Source organism: Micromonospora sp. AMSO31t (genome assembly GCF_008868175.1).
Classification (GTDB): Bacteria; Actinomycetota; Actinomycetes; order Mycobacteriales; family Micromonosporaceae; genus Micromonospora.
In genome coordinates this window covers 21587-43831 of the sequence record NZ_WBKT01000001.1, presented here as the reverse complement: position 1 = coordinate 43831, position 22245 = coordinate 21587, and the positions used below count along the sequence as shown (strand labels likewise).

Sequence of the window (22245 nt, the reverse complement as noted above, 5' to 3'; positions counted from 1 at the left end):
GTGCTCGGATGACTCGTCATCGCACCAGCCCGATGCCGGAACAGCCTGGCCACGCCCCTCATCGTCCGGGGCTATTTGCCCGCGACGATGGTCGTCGCGCCGTCCGGCGGACCAACCGAGGTCTTGACCATCGCCGATGGCAGTTGCAATCATCGGATGTCTTCATTCGAAACCTCGATGTAACCCCTGACCACACAGACCATCGAGAGGCGATGTCCCCATGAGACTTCGACCGCACGGCGGTACCCGACCACGATCCGAGCGGGCGTGGAGCAGGTGGCGCCTGCTGGGCGCCGCGCTCGTCCTCGTCCTGACCGCGGGGCTCATCGGCGCCCCCGCCGCCCACGCGGAGGTCCAGCATCCGCGACAACAGTGGATGCGTGAATCCACGGCCGGCCTGTTCCTGCACTGGGGAATGTTCACCGCCCCGGCCCACCGCGACTGCGCGGAGTGGGAGGACGACGTCACCGAGGGCGGCTGGACCCCGGACTACTGGGTGGACGAGGCCCGCAAGCTCGGTGCCTCCTACATCGTCCTGGCCACCTTCCACAGCCGGCTCGGCTACGCCCGCCCCTGGCCGTCGAAGATCCCCGGCAGCTGCGCCACCGAGCGCGACATCCTCGGCGAGCTCATCGAGGCCGGCAAGGCCAAGGGGGTCCGGGTCATCCTCTACATGACCGACGACCCCCAGTGGCACAACGAGCTCGGCGTCGAGACGCTGGACTCGGCGGCCTACTCGGCGTACAAGGGCCAGCAGGTCGACCTGACCACCCGCGACGGTTTCGGCATGTTCAGCTACGACCTGTTCTTCGAGGTGATGGAGAAGTACACCGACCTGGGCGGGTTCTGGATCGACAACGACAACGCCTACTGGGAGCGGAACCACCTCTACGAACAGATCCGGGAGAAGCGCCCGTCCTGGTTGTTGAGCAACAACAACGAGGACACGCCGATCATGGACACCGTCAGCAATGAGCAGAAGACCGGCATGACGCCGGCCTACGACTATCCGCAGGCCGCCTTCACCCCCATGCCACGCCTCAGCGAGGCGGACTACAAGCTGCCGACGACCGGCTCCTGGTGGTACGACGGCGGCGACCACGCCGTCGACGTCCGGCTCAGCACCGGTCGCTACATCACCAACGCCGGATCGTCCATGAAGTCGCTCATGGCGGAGACACCGATGGTGAACGGCAAGTTCCCCGCACAGCAGGAGTCGTTCAACAACTTCATGGCCGAGTGGGTGCCGCCGATCCGGTCCTCGCTGGTCGGCACCGAGGGCGGTGGCTACCTGTACGGCGGCATGCAGCCCGGCTTCTGGAACGACGGGGCTCACGGTGTCATCACCGTGAAACCCGGTGCGACGACCCAGTACGTGCACGTGCTGACCCGGCCGCGGACGGACCAGGTGCGGTTGCGCGACAACGGCTACCGGGTGACCGGGGTGAATGACCTGAGGACCGGCGAGCGGATGCGGTTCAACCAGTCCGGCGGGTACCTGACGATCCTCGGCATCGACACCTGGGACACCTACGACACGGTGTTCCAGGTGAGCACGGCTGGCCAGCAGTTCTTCTACCCCCAGTCGATGATCAAGGCGTCCGCGTCCTCCTCCGGCGCTGGCCACCCCGCCGCCGCCCTGGTGGACGGAAGCTTCGAGAACTACTGGGACAGCAACGGGCAGCTGCCGGTCTCGCTGACGCTGGACCTCGGAGACACCCGCAAGGCGAGGTACCTCGCGGTGAACCAGCGGGAGTGGTCGCCGACGTACGCCCGGGAGTCGTTCGGCCGGCCGGAGGACTCGGCGCGGATCAAGGACTACCGCGTCTACGTCAGCAAGGACGGCGTGCGCTGGGGGCAGCCGGTGCGCAGCGGCGCGATGCCCAGCGCCCGTGGGGTCCAGTTCGTCGACATCGGCGACCAGCGCGCCCGATTCATCAAGCTGGAGGTCCTGAACACCTGGGGCGGCCCGCAGGCGCCGACGTTCTACCGCCAGCTGCGGATCGACGAGGTCAAGGTGGCCTACGACTATCCGGGGGCGGCGGGCACCCAACTGCCGCTGGAGGCGGAGTCGCGGAGCAACGCGCTCGACGGCAAGGCGAAGCCGGCGAAGTGCGTCGCCTGCTCCGGGTCGCACCAGGTCGTCGGGCTCGGAGGCGGCGCCCGCAACTCGGTCACCTACCAAGGCGTCGCCGCACCGGAGGCGGGTACCTACCGGCTGCAGGTCGACCACACCGCCGGCGGCGCCGACGCCTCGCTCACGGTGAGCGTCAACGGCGCGACCGGCGTGGACGTGCCGGTCGTCGCGGACAATCCGGAGGTGCCCGTCGCCTCGGCGGTCGCCGTGCCGCTGCGGGCCGGCGCCAACACCATCACCCTGTTCAGTTCGACTGCCCGGGGCCCGGGAATCGACCGGATCTCCGTCGGACCCCTGCCACCGGCGTCTTCCGTGCCGCGGACCACGATGACCGTGGAGCCCGCCGGTGTGCAGTGGGTCGGCCCGGGGCAGCAGTCGGTCACCGTCACGGCGCGGCTGCGGCTTGACGTCGACGACGCACTCGACCAGGTCAGCATGGCCCCGGTGGTTCCCGCCGGCTGGTCGGTCACCGGCGGCGCCGCGACGTCGAGGGAGATGCGCCTCGGACAGGTTCTGGAGGGCAGCTGGACCGTCACCTCGCCGGCCGGCCAGGACGTCAGCTCGGCGAAGATCCCGGTCGTGGCGTCGTTCGAGACGCTCGGCAGGCCGAACCAGGTCAGCCGCGACCTGCGGGTGCAACTGCGCCCGGCGGACCGGGTGTTCATGCGCGAGGCGGAGGACTCGGGCAACCAGCTCGGCAGTTCCGGCATCACGAGCTGCTCACCCTGCTCCGGCGGACAGAAGGTGCGCAACATCGGCGGCAGCTCGGACGCCTACGTGCTGTTCGAGAACGTCACCGTTGACACGGCTCGCCAGTACACCCTGTTCATCGACTTCACGGTCAACGGTGACCGGTCGTTCTTCGTGACCGTCAACGGCGGTACGCCCGTCGAGGTCAAGGTGAGCGGCGTCGGTAACAACACGCCCTACACGACCTCGGTCCCCGTCACCCTTCAGGCGGGCGCCAACACCCTCAAGATTCACAACGACGAGGATTCCGCACCGGACCTCGACCGGCTGTCGCTGGGCTGACCCTCCCCGCGGCACCCACCCGCCGTCGATGCCCTGCTCCGCCAGGTCGTGCGCGAGCAGGGCATCGACTGAGGCGCTCACCCGCGCCGACCACCGGTCTCCCCACCACATTCGAGGAGGAGTCACCTGTGCAGCACACACCAGATTGGTCGGCGCGGCGGGCTACCGCCGCCCGCCCGACCCCCCGGATCGCGGCCCTCGCGGTCGCCCTGATCGCCACGCTGCTCGCCGGAACTCTCACGGCGACACCCGCTCAGGCGGGCACCGCCCGATGGACCGTCGCGGCGGCCTCCGCGCCGGGCGCCCCGAGGGCGGAGGTCATTCACGACAAGGCGACGGGCAGCATCTCGTTGGCCGTGTCCCGCGGTGGGCGGACCGTACTGGCGCCCAGCACGCTGGGCATCCGCACCGAGGGCGCCGACCTGACCGGCGGACTACGGTTCCTCGGCCGCAGCGACCGCACCGACGTCGAGCGCTACACGACGACCGTCGGGAAGCAGGTGCGGCGGCTCGCGATCTTCCGGGAGGCACGGTTCCGGTTCGCCGGCGCGGCTGGCGCCCGGGTCGACCTTGTCGTCCGGGCCGCCCGCGACGGGATCGCCTACCGGTACGAACTGCCCGGCGACTACGGGTCGGTGCTCGGCGAGGCGTCCGCGTTCACGGTTCCCCCCGACAGCACGGCCTGGCTGGCGAACCACCGCCGGGACTACGAGAACCCGTACGTCCAGACCACCGCCGCCGCCGCGGACGACCGGGAGTATCTCGCCCCGGCGCTGTTCGACGTCGACGGCACCTACCTGATGATCGCCGAGTCCAACCTCGACGGCCGGTACTCCGGCGGCAGCCTGGTGCATGACGGCACCGGCACCTACCGGGTGAAGCTGTGGGACCAGAAAGTCCTGGTCGACGGGCCGTTGGCGACGCCGTGGCGGGTGATGGTCGTCGGCGATCTCGGCACGATCGCCACCTCGACGCTCGTCGACGACCTGGCGCCGCCGTCGCGGATCAGCGACACCTCGTGGATCCGCCCCGGCCAGGTTCTCTGGACCTGGCTCGCCGGCGGGCGGGCCGCCGGGCAGAGCCTCACCAAGCAGATGGGCTACGTCGACTATGCCGCCCAGCGGGGCTGGCCGTACGTCGCCGTCGACGCCGGTTGGTACTTCGATCCGCAGCAGTGGGACGTCACCGACCCGAACTGGCGCACCACGAGCTGGATGCCGGAACTCGTCCGCTACGCCCGGGAACGCAACGTCGGCATCGTCGTCTGGATCCACTACCGGGACCTCGACACCGCGCAGGAGCGGTCCGAGTGGCTGCCGACGCTGCATGCATGGGGCGTCAAGGGCGTCAAGATCGACTTCATGGACTCCGAGTCGCAGGAGCGGCTGCGGTGGTACGACGAGATCCTGCCCGCGACAGCCGCGAACCAGCTGCTGGTGAACTTCCACGGCTCGAACGTCCCGAAGGGCATCCACCGGGTCTGGCCCCACGTCATGACCATGGAAGGCGTCCACGGCGCCGAGAAGAGCAGCCTCACCACGAGCCACATCACCGCCCTCCCCTTCACCCGTAACGTGGTCGGGTCGATGGACTACACACCGATGGGGTTCCACCGGAACCGGCCGACCTCCGACGCCCACGAGTTGGGGCTCTCGGTCGTCTTCGAGTCCGGCCTGCAGGACCTCGCCGGCACGCCGGAGTCGTACGAGGCGCGGCCGGAGGCGGTGCGGTTCCTCGAACAGGTGCCGACCGTCTGGGACGAGACCAGGCTCCTCGCCGGCCGTCCCGCCGACAGCGCCGTCTTCGCGCGGCGCAGCGGAGAGCGCTGGTTCCTGGGCGGGAGTTCCGCCGGCGCCGCCCGGACCCTGGACGTACCGCTGAACCTGCCGGCCGGACGGTGGCTGGTGGAACTGATCACCGACGGGGACAGCGGGCTCGTACGCAGCCAGCGGGTCATGCGGGCCGGTGACACGCTGCCCGTCGACGTGGTCGCCGACGGCGGTTTCGCCGGCCTGGCCTGCCGGTGGCAACCGAAGATCACCACCTGCGACCGACCGTAGCCGTCCACGTCAGCGTGCGATGCCGGGCCCGCGCGGCCCGGCATCGCGCGCGCCTCGTTCGACCGTTCGAGCCAGTCCCCTTTCCGAGGAGGATGCGATGCGCACACCATCACCCGGCAGTCCGCCGTCGCGGCGGAGCACCATCGGCACGGCCGTCGCCGCGGTCGCGGCACTGCTGCTCGCGCCGCTCGCCACCTCGGCCCGCGCCGCGGCTCCGGACACCACGGCCGGGCTCGACCGGGGACCCATCACGGTCGCGAGTTCGTCGCCGCAGCTCACCGACGCCGTCAACTGGGCCATGTCGCGCGCACGGCAGCACGTGCAGACCGGCAAGCGCGGCCCGGTGAACGGAAACGGCAGCAACCCCGGCACCGGCGAGGCCGACTACATCCCGTCGTACTGGGCGGGCTACGCCCACCGCACCGCCTTCTACTCCCGGGACTTCGTCCACCAGGCCGCGGGCGGCCACCTACTCGGCCTCGAGGAGGAGAACAAGTCGATGCTCACCGCCTTCGCGGCGAGCGCGAACGAGGCGCGCAAGTGGTATCCGCTCTGGGCTTTGAACTTCGACGGCAGCCCCTACAACGTGGACTATCGCAGCGACACGAACTTCGTGCGCGAGGTGCCCGCGGTCTTCGAACTCGTGCAGGAGGCCGAGGAGCAGTACCGCTGGACCGGCGACGCCGACTACCTCGACGACCCCGTGCTCTGGCGGTACTACACCGAGGCGGTCACCGACTTCGTCTCGCTCCACGACACGCAGCTGCCCAACGGCATCGCCGAGGGCACCGGCCGGGGCATCTTCCAGGGCGCCGCGAGCTACAACGAACGTGGCGACCACGCCGTGATCGAAGCCGGCGACGGGCTCGCCTCCCAGTACCGGGCGTACCTCGCCTACGCGTACCTCGCCCGGGAGAAGGGCGATCTCGGAACGGCGGCGACCTTCGAGCAGAAGGCCGCGGCGCTCAAGCGGTACTTCGAGGACGAGTGGGGCGTCGTCCGGGGCAGCTGGGAGTACGTGCGGGGTCGCGGGCCGGCGAACGAGCCGTACGCCGGCTTCGGCCGCGAGAACTCCGTCTTCTACGCGGTCAAGGAGTTCATCGACGCCAACGACAAGCGCACGTGGGACTTCCTCGGGTACCTCGACCGCATGTACGTCGAGGACCGGCCGCCGAACATCGAGGCGACGACGTACGTGCCCGACGCGATGTTCAACTACGGCTTCGACGAGCAGGCGTGGACCTGGATGAAGGACATCATCGCCAAGCTCCACCTTCCGCACGAGGTGCCCACGCAGGGCACGAACGGCGACTACCCCGAGACGAGCTTCACGCTCGTGTCGCAGACCGTCGAGGGACTCGCCGGGGTCCGGCCCGACGCGCCCGAGCACGCGGTGTCGGTCCGCTCGCACCTGCCCGCGGAGATCGGATGGCTCGACCTCGACCACATCCGTGTGGGCGAGCACGACTTCGGCGTCCGCCACGACGGCACCACGAAGACGGTCGTCAACCACAACGCCGGACCGCAACCGCTCGAGGTCACCGTGCAGTTCCCCGGCGGCTGGCCGAAGCTGAAGGTCGACGGCAAACCCGTGAAGCCCGAGTACGTGCACGTGAACGGGCGGGCCCTCACCCAGGTCACGCTGACGGTTCCCGTCGGCGCGTCGATCACCGTCACCACGAGCGGTGACGTGAACCCGAACCGGCACGGCGACCTCATCCTCACCCACCCGCAGGACTACGCGCTGCTCTCGCCGGCCGACGGTGCGACGGGCGTGCCCGCCAAGGGTGTGACCTTCGCCTGGGAGCCCGCGGCCAACGCGCGGGAGTACCGTCTGCGGGTCGCTCGCGACGCCGCGATGACCGACGTCGTCGCCGAGGCCACGGTCACGAAGCCCACCGCGAGGATCGCCTCCCTCGATGCCGGGCGGACCTTCTACTGGGAGGTCACGGCCGTGAACCCGAAGACCGGACAGGAACTCGTGGTCCCCGGCGGGGAGTGGCGGTTCCGCACCGTGCCCGCCGCCGTGCCGGAAGCGCCGACCCCGGTGGCCGCGTACCGCGTCGGTGACGCCGTCGGCGTCACCTGGACGGCGGCCGAGGACGCGCTGACGTCGACGGTCTACCGCGCCCCGGCCGGGAGCGACGACTTCACGACCCTCGCGACCGGGCAGACCGGCAGTTCCTTCCTGGATCGCGAGGCGGCCGGCGGACCCTACCGGTACCGGGTGACCTCGACGAATGAGATCGGCGAGGGGCCGGGCACCATCGTCGAGGAGCAGGCGACGCCCGCCGACGGCCCGGCCGAACACCTCAGCGACCGTGACTGGGTCTCGGCGACGGCCGGGTGGCGCTCGGTGCTGAAGGACCGGGCCGTGTCGGGGAACCCGATCCGCCTCGCCGGCACCGAGTACGCCAAGGGCATCGGCACCCACGCGAACTCGGAGGTCGTCTATGACCTCGAACCGACGGACACGAGGTTCGTCGCGATCGTCGGCATCGACGACGTGCAGCGCACCTCGCCCAACGCCTCGGTCGTCTTCCAGGTGCTCGCCGACGGCAAGGTCGTGTACGACAGCGGCCTCATGCGCGCGCAGCCGTACTCGCCACCGCAGCGCGTCGAACTCGATGTCCTCGGTGTCGAGCGGCTCGTGCTGCGGGTCACGGACGCCGGCAACACGAACAACAGCGACCACGCGGACTGGGCCGACGCCAAGGTCCTCCGCCTGCCGGGGAGCTGACGCCCAGCAGAAGCCAGTCGAGCCGGAGCCGCGACGAGCCCGGGCGCCACGTGATCCGTGGCGCCCGGGCGGTCGGGCCTGCGGTCAGGGCACCATCCAGCTCAGGACCGGGGAGCCCTGGAGCGCGACCAGCACGCACATGAACAGCAGCAGCACGAGGCTCCAGCCGAACACCTTCCGGAAGATCTCCCCCTCCCGGCCGGCCATGCCGACAGCGGCGGCGGCGATCGCCAGGTTCTGCGGGCTGATCATCTTGCCGAGCACTCCGCCGGACGAGTTGGCGGCGGCCAGCAGCAGCGGGTCCAGCCCGGCCCGGGCCGCCGTCTGCACCTGCAGCGCGCCGAACAGGGCGTTGGCCGAGGTGTCCGAGCCGGTCACCGCGACGCCGATCCAGCCGAGGATCGCCGACAGGAACACGAACGCCCCGCCGGCCGCGGCGAGGAACGCGCCGAGGGTGTTGGTCTGGCCGGACTGGTTCATCACGTACGCCAGGGCGAGCACCGCCATCACCGTGAGGATCGCGTAGCGCAGCTCGACGTAGGTGCGGCCGTAGGCGCGCAGCGCCCGGCCCGCCGAGACCCGCAGCACCAGCGCGGTCAGGATGCCGGCGAGGATCATCAGGGTGCCGGCCGCGGGCAGCCAGTTGAAGGTGAACGTCAGCGAGGACAGCGGCTTGCCGTTGCCGCCCAGGAGGTCCAGCCCCGGCCAGGGGAACTTCACCGTCCACGGCTCCTCCGCCAGGGCCGTCTTCACCGCGCCGACGTTGGCGACGGAGAAGATCGCGATGATGATCAGGTAGGGCGCGTACGCCCGGGCGACCTCGGCCGGGGTGTCCGCGATCCGTCGACCGCCCGCCGTGGCGGCGCGCACCTGGTCGGTGGGCCGCGGCTCCAGGTCGTGGTCGCCGCGGTGCCGGCCGGCGGGAGCGGTCTCGTCGACGCGCGGATCACCCGGCGGGGTCTCCCCACCGGAACCGCCCAGTCCGGGGGCGGCTGTGCTGGTCGTATCGGAGCGGGCGCCCGCGGCGGCGCGGACCGTGCCGGGGCCGGCCAGTTCCGCGTCGGCTGCCCCGCGGGCGGCCGGCACGGCGGCGGCCTCCGGCTCGCGGCCGAGGTCGGCGGGGGTGACCGGCCGCCAGACGCGGACCAGCAGCACCACGGCGGCGGCCGAGACCAGCGCGGCGACGATGTCGGTCAGCGGCACCGAGATGTAGTTCGCCGCGACGAACTGCGCCAGGCCGAAGCTCACCCCGGCGACCAGCGCGGCCGGCCAGGTCTGGCGGACGCCGCGCCGCCCGTCGACCAGGGCCACCAGCATCAGCGGTACGACCACCGCGAGGATCGGGGTCTGCCGGCCGACCATCGCGCCGAGGGTGTCGACGGTGAGCCGCGGGTCGGGGTTGGCGCCACTGCTGACGCTGGCCAGCGTGACGATCGGGGTGGCGAGCGCGCCGAAGGCCACCGGCGCGGTGTTGGCCAGCAGCGACACCGAGGCGGCGTGGATGGGGCGGAACCCGAGCGCCATCAGCATCACCACGGTGATCGCCACCGGCGTGCCGAACCCCGCGAGGGCCTCCAGCAGCGCACCGAAGCAGAACGCGATGATGATCGCCTGGATACGCATGTCCGGGCTGACCCGTTCGAAGGAGCGGCGCAGCACGTCGAAGTGTCCGCTCTCGACGGTGAGGTTGTAGACCCAGATCGCGTTGATGACGATCCAGAGGATCGGGAAGAAGCCGAAGGCGGCGCCCTCGGTGGCGGAGAGCACGGCCTGCCCGATCGGCATGGCGTAGACGGCGATGGCCACGACCAGGGCGACCACGAGGGAGATCACGCCGGCCAGCCAGGCCCTGACCTTCAGGACGCCGAGCAGGACGAAGAGGGTGAGCAGGGGTAGGACCGCGAAGATGGCCGAGAGCGCGACGGAGTCGCCGACGGGATCGGTGACGACGGTGAACTGGTCGAACATGGGTCACCTCGACGCTGTGGGGGGACGGGGGTCAGCGGTGACGGTGGATCTCGCCGTCAGGACGGGGATCGGTGGTGCAGCAGCTCCTCAATCCCTCGTCCGCGGATCGAGGCGTCGAGGACCTGGGCGGTGTGTGCCAGCGCGATGTCGCCGCCGGCGCGGGTCACCGAGGCGGCGACCTGCATGAGGCAGCCGGGGTTGGCGGTGACGAGCAGCCGCGCCCCGGTGGCCAGTACGGTGCGGGCCTTGCGGTCGCCGAGTTCGGCGGCCGGCCCGGGTTGGAGGATGTTCCAGATGCCCGCCGAGCCGCAGCACATCTCCGGATCGGCGATCTCCCGCAGCTCCAGGGCGGGGATGTCGCGCAGCAGCCGCCGGGGTTGCGCGCGGACGCCCTGGGCGTGGGCCAGGTGGCAGGCGTCGTGGTAGGCGACCGTCACCGGCAGCGGGTGCCGGGTGGCGACCGGGCCGAGCTCGACGAGCACCTCGGAGAGGTCGCGGACCTTGCCGGCGAAGTCGGCGGCGAGCGCCGCGTACCGGGGGTCGTCGCGCAGCAGGTCCCCGTACTCCTTGAGGGTGGAGCCGCAGCCGGCCGCGTTGACGACGAAATAGTCGATGCCGGCGGCGGCGAACGTGTCCAGCATGCGGCGGGCGAAGCGGCGCGCCTCCTCCTCCCGTCCGTTGTGCACGCTCAGCGCCCCGCAGCAGCCCTGCCGGTCGGGCAGGATCACCACCTCGCAGCCCTCGGCGGCGAGCACTCGGGCGGTGGCGGCGTTCACCTCGGGAAAGAAGGCGCCCTGCACGCAGCCGGTGAGCATGCCGACCACGGCCCGCCGGGTGCCGACGGCGGCCACCCGTTGCGGCGGGCGGGCGGCCCGGCCCAGCCGGGGGGCCAGCGACTCCACCGCCGCCAGGGTGGGTGCCAGCCGGCGCAGCAGCCCGCTGCGACGGATCAGCCGGGGCAGGCCGGTGGCCTGGTAGGCCCGCAGTGGCCCGCGCAGCAGCCGCAGCCGCTTGCGGTACGGGAAGAGCGCGAAGATCGCCGCCCGCAGCGCCCGGTCCCGAGGGCCGCGACTGTGCCGGCGTTCGACCTGCTGGCGGGTGGCCCCGATGAGCCGGTCGTACTGGACGCCGGAGGGGCAGGCGGTGACGCAGGACATGCAGCCGAGGCAGCGGTCGAAGTGGGTCACCATGGAGTCGGTAAGCGGCTCGCCCTCCAACCCCTGCTTCATCAGGTAGATCCGTCCGCGCGGCGAGTCCATCTCCTCGCCCCAGAGCACGTAGGTCGGGCAGGTGGGCAGGCAGAAGCCGCAGTGCACGCAGTCGCCGACCAGCTCGGCGGACGGCGGGTGGTGCTCGTCGAAGGCGCCGGCGCCGGGCGGCTGGGCGGCCGCGCCGAGCACGTCCCGGGGACCGCTGGCCGGCCGGCTCCCGCCGGGTGAGGTGACCGGGGTCGGGCCGGGCTGCTGGGGGATGCTCATCAGATCCCTCCCACGAATCGGCCGGGCGCCAGCCGGGCGTCCGGATCAAAGCGCTGCTTGACCCGGCGCATCAGCTCCAGGCCGGGTACCGGTCCCCACAGGTCGACCCGGTCCCGCACGGGCGCGGGTGCGGTGAGCGCCACCGTGTGCCCGCCGACGGCGGCGGTCGTCGTCCGGAGCGCGTCCACCAGGCCGGCGACCCGCTCCGGGTCGGATGCGCCGGGCAGGCCGGCGTAGAGGACACCGACGCCGGCCGAGCCGCGCAGCGACAGCGGCAGGTCGTGCCGGTCGGCCGCCGCGCGGGCGTCGCTCAGCAACCGGGGTACGCCGGAGAGCGCGGCGGTCAGCTTCAGGCCGACGTCCCCGTCCCGCCACGGACAGCGTGCCCAGCCTTCGGGCGGCTGGTCGGCGGCGGTGGCGTCGGCGCCGAGCAGCCGGCGGGCCGCGGCGGCCCGGGCGGTCACCCCGGCCGGGGTGCCCTCAAGCAGCACGGTGACCGTCGCTCGCTCGCCGGCCGGCGCGTCCACCTCCAGCGCGGTGGGTACGAGCTGGGCCGCCCGCACCGTGCCGGCGAGGCGGCCGGCCTCGGCCGGGTCGTCCACGGCGCGGGAGACGTAGGCCACGGCGGCGGGCAGCGGGTGCAGCCGGAACGCGCACTGGGTGATCAGCCCCAGCGTGCCGTACGCGCCGGTGACCAGCTTGCCCAGGTCGTAGCCGGCGACGTTCTTGACCACCTTGCCGCCGGCGTGCGCCACCACCCCGTCCGCGCGCACCAGGGTGACCCCGATGAGCAGGTCGCGGACCGTTCCGTAGAGCATCCGGCGCGGTCCGCTGGTGTTGGTGGCGACGGCGCCGCCGACGGTGCCGCCGGGCAGCGGTGCGTCGAGGGCGAGCTGCTGCCCGGCGCCGGCCAGGGTGCCTGGCAGCTCGTCGAGGCGGGTGCCGGCCCGGACCACGGTGATCAGGTCGCCGGCGGCGTGCTCGACCACTCCGGTCAGGGCGGTGGTGTCGAGGATCAGGTCGAGTCGACGGGGTGGACTCCCCCAGTCCTGCCTGGTGCCGCCGCCGCGGAACGTGACGGCCAGGTCGAGTGCGGCTGCCGCACGCAGCAGGGAGGCGGCCTGGCCGGTGTCCCGGGGCGCGGCGACGTAGCGGGCCGCCACCCCGGCGACGGTGTCGTGCTCGCCGGCGGCGCGGACGACCTCGGCGGCGGCGCGGAGCTGGTCGAGGGTCCGGTCGGCGGGCATCAGAACGCCTCCGCCAGGCCGGCCTCCTGCGCCGGGTGGACCCCCTTGCGCCGGCCCGGCACCTCGCCGCAGAGGCGGGGCGTCGGGAAGACCTTGCCGGGGTTGGCCAGCCCGTCCGGGTCGAACGCGCAGCGCAGCAGCTGCATCGTGTCCAGGTCGTCGTCGGTGAACATGCGGGGCATGTACTTCGCCTTGTCCATGCCCACGCCGTGCTCACCGGTGATCGAGCCACCGTGGGTGACGCAGAGGTCGAGGATCGCGCCGGAGACCTCCTCGGCGCGGACGGTCTCGCCGTCGACGGCGGCGTCGAAGAGGACCAGCGGGTGCAGGTTGCCGTCGCCGGCGTGGAAGACGTTCGCCACCCGGATGCCGCGCTCGGCGGAGAGCTCGCCGATGCGGCGCAGCACCTCCGACAGGGCGGTCCGCGGGATCACCCCGTCCTGGACGATGTAGTCCGGGCTGATCCGCCCCACGGCGGCGAACGCGGACTTGCGCCCCTTCCAGAACAGCGCCCGCTCGGCGTCGTCGGCGGCGATCCGGATCTCGAACGCCCGGTTCTCCCGGCACAGGCTCTCCACCTGCGCGAACTGGGCGGCGACCTCCGGTTCCGGCCCGTCCAGCTCGACGATCAGCACGGCCCCGGCACCGGGCGGGTAGCCGCAGTGCACCGCCGCCTCGGCCGCCTCGATGGCCAGGGCGTCCATCATCTCCACCGCCGCCGGCACCACCCCGGCCGCGATGATCGCCGAGGTCGCCGCACCGGCCTGATCGGTCGTCTCGAACGCGGCGAGCAGGGTGCGCACCGACTCGGGCAGCCGGGTCAGCCGGACGGTCACCTCGGTGGCGATGCCGAGGGTGCCCTCCGAGCCGACGAACGCGCCGAGCAGGTCGTAGCCGGGGGCGTCGGGGGCGCGGCCGCCGAGGCGTACCCGGTCGCCGTCGGGGGCGACCAGCTCGACGCCGAGGACGTGGTTGGTGGTGAAGCCGTACTTCAGGCAGTGGGCGCCGCCCGAGTTCTCCGCCACGTTCCCGCCGATGGAGCAGATCTGCTGGCTGGACGGGTCCGGCGCGTAGTAGTAGCCGTACGGGGCGGCGGCCCGGGTGATCGCCAGGTTGATCACGCCGGGCTGCACCACCGCCCGCTCGTCGTCCGGCGCGATCTCCAGGATGTCCCGCATCTGCGAGGCGACCACGAGGACGCCGTCGGCGCGGGGCAGGGCGCCGCCGGAGAGCCCGGTGCCGGAGCCGCGGGCCACGAACGGCGTACCCGCGGCGACGCAGGCCCGCACGACGGCGGCGCACTGTTCCGCGTCCGCCGGGAGCGCCACCAGCGCGGGGATCACCTTGTACTGGGCGAGCCCGTCGCACTCGTAGGTGCGCAGCTGCTGCCGGTCGGTGATCACCCGGTCTGCGCCGATGGCGGCCCGCAGGGCGGCGGCGAGAGCGTCGAGGTCCGTCGTGGTCCTGCTCATGGCCACCTCCACGTCGCGTCGGTCGTCGGTCAGGGCATCCGTTCGTACGCGGGCACGGTCAGGAAGTCGGCGAACTCGTCGGCGACGGCGACCTCCAGGAACAGCGCCCGGGCGTCGGCGTAGTCACCGGCAGCGCCGGGCAGTTTCCCGATCTCCTCGTCGGCGAGCCGTTCGACCAGCTCCCGCGTGACCCGCTCACCGGTGTCGTCGAGGGTGACGTCGTTGTGCAGCCACTGCCACACCTGGCTGCGGGAGATCTCCGCGGTGGCCGCGTCCTCCATCAGGTTGTAGATGGCCACCGCGCCGGAGCCACGCAGCCAGGCGGCCAGGTACTGCACGCCGACGCTTACCGCGTTGCGCAGCCTGCCCTCGGTGTGCTGCCCCGGGGTGGACCGGACGTCGAGCAGCTCGGTGGCGGTCACCCGGACCTCGTCGCGGGTGCGGTCGAGCTGGTTCGGCCGGTCACCGAGGACCTGGTCGAAGACCTCCCGGCAGATCGGCACCAGGTCGGGGTGGGCGACCCAGGAGCCGTCGAACCCGTCGCCCGCCTCCCGCGTCTTGTCGTCCCGGACCTTCGCCAGCGCCGTCTCGTTGACCTGCGGGTCACGGCGGCTGGGAATGAAGGCGGCCATCCCGCCGATGGCGTGCGCCCCCCGCCGGTGGCAGGTCCGCACCAGCAGTTCGGTGTACGCGCGCATGAACGGCACCGTCATGGTCACCGAGTTCCGGTCGGGCAGCAGGAAGTCGTCGCCCCGGGTGCGGAACTTCTTGATCACGCTGAACATGTAGTCCCACCGGCCGGCGTTCAACCCGGCGGAGTGCTCGCGCAACTCGTAGAGGATCTCGTCCATCTCGAACGCGGCCGGGAACGTCTCGATCAGCACGGTGGCCCGGATGGTGCCGCGCGGGATGCCGAGGCGCTCCTGCGCGAGCAGGAAGACGTCGTTCCACAGTCGCGCCTCGAGGTGGCTCTCCATCTTGGGCAGGTAGAAGTAGGGTCCGGCGCCGCGGTCGAGCTGCCGGCGGGCGCAGTGGAAGAAGTAGAGGCCGAAGTCGACCAGGCTGCCGGAGGTGCGCTCGCCGTCGACCAGGAGGTGCTTCTCGGTGAGGTGCCAGCCGCGCGGCCGGACCACGATGGTGGCCAGCTCACCGTCGTGCAGGGCGTACTGCTTGCCGTCCGGCGAGGTGAAGTCGAGCTTACGGTCGATCGCGTCACGCAGGTTGAGCTGGCCTGCGATGACGTTCTCCCAGAGCGGGGTGTTGGCGTCCTCGTGGTCGGCCAGCCACACCTTCGCCCCGGAGTTGAGCGCGTTGATGGTCATCTTGGCGTCCGTCGGGCCGGTGATCTCCACCCGGCGGTCGACCAGGCCCGGCGCGGGTTCGGCGACCCGCCAGTCGGACTCGCGGATCTCCCGGGTCTCGGGGAGGAAGTCGAACAGCGCGCCTCCGGCGAGCTCGGCCTCGCGCCGCTTGCGCCGGTCGAGCAGGTCGCGACGGCGGGCGTCGAAGGCGCGGTGCAGGTCGGCGAGGAAGCTCAGCGCCTCGGGGGTGAGGATGTCGCCGTACCGGGGGTGCATCGGCCCGGTGACCTCGACGCCGGCAGGGTTGGCCATCGACTCGCTCCTCACCGTGATATCTGTCGCGATCTATCCGGTGGTGCTCCAGCCGACTGTAGTTCTCGCTGGTCATGGCCGCGAGCTGAGCGACGGCACAGTGGCCGGGAACGGTCGATCCACTGCGGCGAGCGGTGCCTGACCTGCGGCGAACGGTCGGGGCGGCGGCCACCGCCAGCCACCCTCTCGAGGCGCTCGCCGGGTCTGCGAAGCTGGCGGTGCTCGCACCCTTCGGAAGGAGAGCCGGCCATGACGACCGACCGACAGGACATCACGCATCTCCGGCGTTGCGTAGCGCTGGCCGCAGAAGCACTGGCAGCGGGCGACGACCCGTTCGGGTCGGTCCTGGTCGGCCCGGGCGGAGACGTGCTGGCGGAGGCCCGGAACCGGGAGACGTCCTCGGCGGACCCCACGGCGCATCCTGAGCTCGCCCTGGCGCAGTGGGCGGCCGCACACCTGCCACCGGCGACGCGAGCGACCGCGACCGTCTACACCTCAGGCGAGCACTGCCCGATGTGCGCGGCCGCCCATGCCTGGGTGGGACTCGGCCGCATCGTCTACGCCGCATCGAGCTCGCAGCTCGCCACCTGGCGAGCGGAGTGGGGCCTGCCGGCCGGGCCGGTGGCCGTGCTTCCCGTCACCGCCGTCGCGCCCGCTCTCCCGGTTTCCGGCCCGGTCGCTCCACTCGACGAGGAGATGCGGCTCCTGCACGAACGCGCCGCGCATCGGCGCGCCGCACAATAGCCACGCGCAGCCACGTCTCGGGCGGTCAGAGGCGAGGCTCACGGCTCCGCGCCGCGGGCCATGGTCTTCTCCAGCCCCACGGCGTCCCGGCTGCGGCCCAGTGCGTCGATGGTGCCCCAGCGGCCGGGAATGTCGAGGAGTTCGATGCGGCCCATCCCGGCCGGCACGTGTGGATCGATGATGAGGTGGCGGTCGTGCGGTCGCCGGCCGTTGAAGTGGCGCGCGGCGCCCTCGGGCTCAACCCCGTCTCGTAGCCGGGGCAGCCGGACCGGGAGGACCGGGCACCTCGGCCACGAGACGTGGCCGGAGGCTACGCCGCGCCGTTGAGCGAGGCCGCCAGGGCCTCGGCGAACCCGGTGTCGGCAGGCGCACCGCTCACGCCGATGCGCCACGTGCCGCCGGCGAGGTCGCCCACCGGCAGTGACCGCCCGCCTGGCTGCCACAGGGGCTGCCACGCGACCGAGCCGCTCGGCCGGTTGAACCAGCGGTTGTCCTCGCTCCAGGCCGACCCGTCCCGGTACGCGACCGCCAGCGTGGTCGTGTCGTCCGTGGCGAGCGCCCACGGGGTGAAGCCCGCCGCGTCCCCGTCGCGATCGGCGCCGGCCGGGTCCGCGAGCCGGGGCAGGGCCGAGTCGATGTTCCAGGCCGCCTCCCAGACCGGCGCGCTGGTCGGGCCGGTCACGTGCCAGGCGAGGTCGATGTCCACCGTGGTCCGTGCGAACCGGAAGCGCCAGTCGACGGTCACCGGCTCGTCGCCGAGCGGGATGCCGGCCAGGAGCACGCCCGTGCCGTCGGGCGACACCGTCACGTTCCGGGCGGCCCCCGCCGTGTCGGTGGGGCCGAAGGTGCCGACCGCGAGGTAGGGCGCCGTGGAGCGGAATGACGAGTCCGTCAGGGACCGGTACGCCCCTCGGCCGGTCGGGTCGGCCTCGTAGGAGACCAGCCGGGACTCGGGCGCGGTCTGCACGACGGCCCGGTAGTAGGGCGTGCTGACGAGCCGGCCCGTCGTCACCACCGGCGTACGCCAGTTCAGCGGCGCCAACCAGAGCCCGCTCTGACCCCAGCCGGCGCCCGTGACGTACCACTGGCCGGTGCCGGAGTCGTCCTTGACCACCTCGGCGGCGTGCGCCTCGATCCGGCCGGCGAGCTGGTCGACGGTGAAGTGGAAGGGGTCCTCGCTGCGGTACACGCGGGTGTCCTGGTAGCCGCTCTCACAGCAGACGAAGAGATACCACGAGCCGCCGCGGTGCACCACGAACGGCGACTCGGTCGGCCCGCCGAAGGTGCCGGTGGCCGGGTGCTCGAAGGCCGTCCGCCGGTCGCTCCAGTGCACGAGGTCACGGCTCGTGCGGTAGGCGACGATGTGGTGGCCACCGGCCGGGGTGCTGTTGGCGGTGTAGTACATGACCCACTGGTTGCCGACCCGGGTCACCATCGGGTCCCGGCCGTCGAAGCCGTCGGTGAACAGCGGGTTGCCCGGATGCCGCGTCCAGGTCGTCAGGTCCTTGGACGTGGCGAGGTGCATCCGGTACGCCTCGTGGTCGGCGGTGCCGCCCGCATAGAACATGTAGTAGGTGCCGCCGTGGAACAGCACGTACGGCGCCCAGATGTGCGTCTCCCCCGCGCTCGGGTCGGCCTCCAGGGCGAACGGCTGCTTCGTCCAGGGGCCCCGGGGTGACGGCGCCGTGGCATGGCCGAAGAACTTCTCGTCCAATGGGTTGGCCGGCTCGGCGTGGGTGATCGCGAAGACGTGCCACAGGCCCGTCGCGCGGTCACGCACCATCGTGTGGTCGTTGTAGTACCAGCGCTCGTCCTCGCCGACGCTGGGGTCGTACACGTTCACGAACTCGCCGGCGGTGACCTGGACGGACCGGTTCTCGTACGGCTGGTTGGTCAACCCTGCGGGGTCGGCGGCCCGGGCCGGCGCCGGGGCCACGATCAGTCCCAGGGCGAGGGCGAGCAGCGCGGACAGCCGACCGACGCGGGACGGTGGGCGGGGCATGCGTACCTCCAGAGCTCTACGGTGGCGAGGTGGTGCGCCGGTCCGCCGCCTGCTTCCGGCGGCGGACCGGCGCTCGGGGCCCTACTGCTTGCCGCCGAGCGTGGTGTAGACCTCCGCGGCGTTCTCCCTGGTGATCTGCTGGGTGCCGAGGGTGGTCGTCTTCGGGACGTCCTTGGCGCAGTCGACGAGGATCTTCTTGGCCAGGTCGATCGCCTCACGCCCGCCGGTCGGGTACTGGAACGTCGCCTGGAGGCGGCCCTGCTCGACGGCCTTGATGCCGCCCGAGGGGACGGGCAGCGCGTCGATCCCGGTGAACTTGATCGCGGTTTCCTTGCCGGCCGCCTTCGCCGCGAGGTACGCACCCTCCGCCATCGGGTCGTTGTGCGAGTACACCGCGTCGATGTCCGGGTTCGCCTTGAGCATCGCGTCCATGACGCTCTGCCCCTTCTCCCGCAGCCATTCGGCGGTCTGGCTCGCCACGATCTCGATCTTCGGGTTGCTCGCGATGCCCTCCCGGAAGCCCTGGGCGCGCTCGGCGGCCGGGGTGGAGCCGGGCAGGCCGGAGATCTCCACGACCTTGCCACCCTGCGGCAGCAGCGTCTTCGCGTAGTACTCGCCCGCCGCCTTGCCGATCGCGACGTTGTCACCACCGATGAAGGCCGTGTAGGCGTCACCCTCGACCTTGCGGTCCAGCACGATGACCGGGATCCCCTGGTCGTACGCCTTCTTGACCACCGCGGTCAGCGGCTTCGCCTCGTTCGGCGAAATGATCAGCAGGTTGATGCCCTGGGAGAGGAAGTTCTCCACGTCGGCCACCTGCTTGCTGTTGTCCTGGGCCGCGTCCGAGACGACCACCTTGAAACCGGGCACGGACTTCGCGGCGGTGCTCACGTCGTCGTTCATGACCTGCCGGTACGGCTCGGCGTTGTTGGCCTGGGACATGCCGATCAGGAAGTCCTTGCCGCTGCCGCACTTCGCCGAGGCGTCGGAGCTGCTGCTGCCGGGGTCGTCCTCGACGCTGCACGCCGAGGTGGCGACGAGCGCGGCCAGCGCCAGGATCGTGGCGGCTCTTCGGGCGTAACGCATGGTTTCCTCCATGGGGTGGTGGGTCAGGCGATGCGAGGACGTAGCTTCTGCAACGCGGCGGCAGCCACGATGACCAGGCCCTTGACGACCAGCTGCACGTTCGCGTCGATGTTGTTGAGAGCGAGGATGTTGTTGAGGATCCCGAGCAGCAGTGCGCCGGCGATGGTGCCGCCCATCGATCCACTGCCACCGGCAAGGCTCGTCCCGCCGATGACCACGGCCGCGATCGCGTCCAGTTCGTAGCCGGCGCCGTCGTTCGGGCTGCCCTGGTTGAGCTGCCCGGCGTGGATGATCCCGGCCAGCGCGGCGAGCAGGCCGGCGATCGCGAACACGGTGACGCGGACGCGGCGCACCGGCACGCCGGACAGCCGGGCGGCCTTCTCGTTGCCGCCGATCGCGTACACGTGCCGGGCGAAGGCCGTGCTGCGCAGCACCAGCAGCGCGCCGACGCCGATGGCGAGAAACAGCAGCGCCGGCACGGGGAGGATGCCGTTGATCGATCCGCTCAGCACCGAGAACGACTCCGGCGCCTCCTGCGGCCCGTCGCCGTAGGCGATGGGGATGCCCAGGCCGCCGGACCACATCCGGGCGATACCGCGGGCCGCCTGAAGGCCGGCGAGCGTGACGATGAACGACTGGATGCCGAGCCGGGCGACGATCGCACCCTGGGTGGCGCCGAACGCGGCGCCGATGAACAGCACGATCAGGACGGTCGGGAGTACGCCCATGCCGCTGTCGACCATCAGGGTGGCCGACCCGACCGCGGCGAGCCCGAGCACCGCCCCGACGGAGAGGTCGATCCCGCCGATCAGGATCACGAACGTCATCCCGACCGCGATGATGCCGATCTCCGAGACCGCCCGGACGATGTTGGCCAGGTTCCCGGAGCTGAGGAAGACGTTCTCGCCGTTGCGGACGGGCGACACGGCGATCGCGATGACGAAGACGGCGACCAGGCCGAACAGGCTCTGGAACCGGAAGAAGCTGTCGACGATCGCGTGCCGGTCCCGCGGCAGCCGGATCGGCCGGCGACGGGGCGGTGTCTCGGGCGGCGCTTCGGCGACGGCGGTGGGGCTGGGCGGGTTCATCGGGCCTCCTTGGCATCGTCCCCGTTGGCCGCGGCGAGGATCGCTTGTGGGGTGGCGGACGCGCGGGGAAGCGCGGCCACGGTCCGACCGCGGTGCAGGACGACCACCCGGTCACAGAGGCTGAGCAGCTCCGGCAGTTCGGACGAGGCGAGCAGGATCGCCATGCCGGTGTCGGCGAGTTGGTGCAGCAGCCGGTAGATCTCCGCCTTGGCCCCGATGTCGACGCCTCTGGTCGGCTCGTCGAGCAGCAGCAGCCGCGGTCGCGTCAGCAGTTGCTTGGCGAACACGACCTTCTGCTGGTTGCCGCCGGAGAGCGTGGCGGTGGCGACCGTGGGCGAGGCCGCCTTCACCGCCAGGGCCCGGAGCTGTCCGGCGACGGTCCGCTTCACCGCCTGCCGGCGTACCAGGCCGAGCGTCGTCAGCGACGACAGCGCGGAGAGCACGACGTTGTCGGTCACCGAGTGCTCGAGCATCAGTCCGGCGCCGCGCCGGTCCTCGGGGACGAACGCCACCCCGCGCGCCAGCGCGGTCCGTGGGCCGTGCGGGCGGTACGGGTGGCCGTCGATCGTCACCCGGCCGGCGCGGCGGCCGGAGCCCCCGGCACCGAAGAGGGTTTCGAGCAGTTCGGTGCGGCCCGCGCCCATCAGTCCGGCGAGTCCGACGATCTCGCCGGCGCGCACCGAGAGGTCGACACCGGCCGGCTCGGTGCGCCCGGGTGTCGGCCGGCGTGGCGTCACGGCGAGTTCACGGACGTCGAGCAGCACGTCCCCGGGCTCGTTGCGCCCCTCGCCGAACAGCGCGTCGACCGACCGGCCGACCATCAGCTGGATGATGTCGTCGCGGGAGGCGGCCTTCGGGTCGACGCTGCCCGCGACGCTGCCGTTGCGCAGCACGGTGACCCGGTCCGCGACGACCTCGATCTCCGCCATCCGGTGCGAGATGTAGACGATGCCCACGCCGGCCCGGCGCAGCTCCGCGATCGTCGCGAAGAGGCGCTCGACCTCGGCGTCCGCCAGTGCGGCGGTCGGCTCGTCCATGATCAGCACCCGCGCGTTCAGCGACAGCGCCCGGCCGATCTCGACCAGTTGCTGCTCGCCGACGCGCAACGACCCGACGAGCCGCCGTGGGTCGAGGTCGGCGCCGAGCGTACGCAGGTGGTCCGTGGCCTGCCGGCGCATCCGGCGGATGTCGACGGTGCCCACCCGGGTGCGCGGCTCGCGGCCGAGGAACATGTTCTCGGCGATGGACAGCCCGGCCACCAGGTCAAGCTCCTGGTGGATCGTGGCGATGCCGGCGCGTTGAGCACCGGCCGGGCCGGCGAAGCTCACGGGCCGCCCCTCGACCTCGATGGCGCCGTCGTACTCGGTGATCACGCCGGAGAGGATGTTGATCAGTGTGGACTTGCCGGCCCCGTTCTCACCGAGCAGCGCGTGCACCTCGCCCGCCCGAACGGTGAGGTCGATGTCGCGGCAGGCGTGCACACCGCCGAACCGCTTGCCGATGCCGGTCATCCGGACCAGCGGGCGTTCTGTCATGCGGCACCTCGTGGGTCGTCTGCGGGTCTGCTGCGGGTCGGGG

The 22245-nt window shown here is 71.9% G+C and carries 14 protein-coding genes; 4 read left to right on the top strand and 10 right to left on the bottom strand.

All coding sequences use genetic code 11. From position 1 onward, the window contains the following. The first annotated feature begins 376 nt into the window (after window positions 1-376). The 3 genes from F8274_RS00165 (at window position 377) to F8274_RS00155 (ending at window position 7969) form a co-directional block, all read left to right on the top strand. Window positions 377-3169: a CBM35 domain-containing protein gene (locus tag F8274_RS00165; protein ID WP_225853483.1), complete on the top strand. Its 2793-nt coding sequence runs from the start codon at window positions 377-379 to the stop codon at window positions 3167-3169. A gap of 128 nt (window positions 3170-3297) precedes the next feature. Further along, window positions 3298-5229 (top strand): glycoside hydrolase family 97 protein, encoded by a 1932-nt coding sequence (locus tag F8274_RS00160; protein ID WP_225853482.1) that lies wholly within the window; start codon window positions 3298-3300, stop codon window positions 5227-5229. Between the two features lie 97 nt (window positions 5230-5326). Then, window positions 5327-7969, top strand: a complete 2643-nt coding sequence (locus tag F8274_RS00155) for an NPCBM/NEW2 domain-containing protein (protein ID WP_151460205.1) — start codon at window positions 5327-5329, stop codon at window positions 7967-7969. Between the two features lie 84 nt (window positions 7970-8053). On the opposite strand, the gene F8274_RS00150 is transcribed toward F8274_RS00155, so the two are convergent. Genes F8274_RS00150 through aceB form a run of 5 tightly spaced genes read right to left on the bottom strand, consistent with a single transcriptional unit; the run spans window position 8054 to window position 15747 of the window. Continuing rightward, window positions 8054-9937: an L-lactate permease gene (locus tag F8274_RS00150; protein WP_151460204.1), complete on the bottom strand. Its 1884-nt coding sequence runs from the start codon at window positions 9935-9937 to the stop codon at window positions 8054-8056. Window positions 9938-9993: 56 nt separating this feature from the next. Beyond that, on the bottom strand, window positions 9994-11415 hold the full coding sequence (locus tag F8274_RS00145) for a (Fe-S)-binding protein (RefSeq protein WP_151460203.1): 1422 nt from the start codon (window positions 11413-11415) through the stop codon (window positions 9994-9996). After that, window positions 11415-12662, bottom strand: coding sequence for an FAD-binding oxidoreductase (locus tag F8274_RS00140; RefSeq protein ID WP_151460202.1), 1248 nt, complete (start codon window positions 12660-12662; stop codon window positions 11415-11417). The genes F8274_RS00145 and F8274_RS00140 overlap by 1 nt, the downstream gene beginning before the upstream one ends. Further along, window positions 12662-14134, bottom strand: coding sequence for an FAD-linked oxidase C-terminal domain-containing protein (locus F8274_RS00135; RefSeq protein ID WP_151460201.1), 1473 nt, complete (start codon window positions 14132-14134; stop codon window positions 12662-12664). Before F8274_RS00135 ends, F8274_RS00140 begins: the two co-directional genes overlap by 1 nt. Window positions 14135-14163: 29 nt before the next feature. Then, complete coding sequence (gene aceB / locus F8274_RS00130; RefSeq protein WP_151460200.1) at window positions 14164-15747, bottom strand: malate synthase A; 1584 nt, start codon at window positions 15745-15747, stop codon at window positions 14164-14166. Between the two features lie 249 nt (window positions 15748-15996). Between aceB and F8274_RS00125 the strand changes: the two genes are divergently transcribed. Next, window positions 15997-16491 carry a nucleoside deaminase gene (locus tag F8274_RS00125; protein ID WP_151460199.1) on the top strand — a complete coding sequence of 165 codons (495 nt, stop codon included), beginning with the start codon at window positions 15997-15999 and terminating at the stop codon, window positions 16489-16491. 38 nt (window positions 16492-16529) lie between these two features. Here the strand turns inward: F8274_RS00125 and F8274_RS32220 are convergent, their stop codons facing one another. The 5 genes from F8274_RS32220 to F8274_RS00100 form a co-directional block, all read right to left on the bottom strand. Then, on the bottom strand, window positions 16530-16658 hold the full coding sequence (locus F8274_RS32220; protein WP_255474533.1) for a hypothetical protein: 129 nt from the start codon (window positions 16656-16658) through the stop codon (window positions 16530-16532). Window positions 16659-16801: 143 nt separating this feature from the next. Further along, window positions 16802-18493 (bottom strand): family 43 glycosylhydrolase, encoded by a 1692-nt coding sequence (locus F8274_RS00115; RefSeq protein WP_151460198.1) that lies wholly within the window; start codon window positions 18491-18493, stop codon window positions 16802-16804. A gap of 81 nt (window positions 18494-18574) precedes the next feature. Beyond that, window positions 18575-19579 (bottom strand): substrate-binding domain-containing protein, encoded by a 1005-nt coding sequence (locus tag F8274_RS00110; RefSeq protein ID WP_192579625.1) that lies wholly within the window; start codon window positions 19577-19579, stop codon window positions 18575-18577. 23 nt (window positions 19580-19602) lie between these two features. Continuing rightward, window positions 19603-20667: an ABC transporter permease gene (locus F8274_RS00105; protein ID WP_151460196.1), complete on the bottom strand. Its 1065-nt coding sequence runs from the start codon at window positions 20665-20667 to the stop codon at window positions 19603-19605. After that, window positions 20664-22202 carry a sugar ABC transporter ATP-binding protein gene (locus F8274_RS00100; RefSeq protein WP_151460195.1) on the bottom strand — a complete coding sequence of 513 codons (1539 nt, stop codon included), beginning with the start codon at window positions 22200-22202 and terminating at the stop codon, window positions 20664-20666. The genes F8274_RS00105 and F8274_RS00100 overlap by 4 nt, the downstream gene beginning before the upstream one ends. Between the last annotated feature and the right edge of the window lie 43 nt (window positions 22203-22245).